Source organism: Aeromonas sp. EERV15 (genome assembly GCF_900079845.1).
GTDB classification, from domain to species: Bacteria; Pseudomonadota; Gammaproteobacteria; order Enterobacterales; family Aeromonadaceae; genus Aeromonas; species Aeromonas sobria.
In genome coordinates this window covers 1-585 of the sequence record NZ_FKKY02000062.1, presented here as the reverse complement: position 1 = coordinate 585, position 585 = coordinate 1, and the positions used below count along the sequence as shown (strand labels likewise).

Below are 585 nucleotides of genomic sequence, written 5' to 3'. Positions count from 1 at the left end.
AGCGTGATCGACGCGATCGACACGACGACGAGCGCCTGCGCGGCCTCGGCCGGCACGACGCCGCCCTGCCAGCCGAGCGCCGCGAGGATGAACGAGAACTCGCCGATCTGCGCGAGCGAGAGGGCCACGGCGAAGGCGGTCTTCATCGGGCGGCGGAGCAGCAGCACCACGACGAGCGCGGCGATCGGCTTGCCGATCAGCACGACGGCGAGCGTCGCCACGGCGACGGGCCAGCTCGCGGCGAGCTGGGACGGGTCGAGGAGCATGCCCACCGAGACGAAGAACAGCACGGCGAACGCGTCGCGCATCGGGAGCGCCTCGGAGGCGGCGCGCGAGCTGAAGTCGGACTGGCCGACGACGAGGCCGCCGAGGAACGCGCCGAGCGCCATCGACGAGCCGAAGAGCTTGGCCGAGCCCACCGCGACGCCGAGCGCGACGACGAGCACCGTCAGCGTGAAGAGCTCCCGCGAGCCCGTCTTCGCCACATAGCCGAGCAGCACCGGGATGACGCGCTGGCCGACGACGAAGGTGAAGGCGACGAGCCCGGCGAGCTTCAGGCTCGCGAGCACCACCGAGGTCGCGATG

At 72.1% G+C, this 585-nt stretch carries 1 protein-coding gene; it reads right to left on the bottom strand.

Annotated features, from left to right (window positions below):
• Positions 1-585 (bottom strand): cation:proton antiporter domain-containing protein (locus BN4575_RS22700; protein WP_176716454.1); only part of this gene is annotated, 585 nt, incomplete at both ends.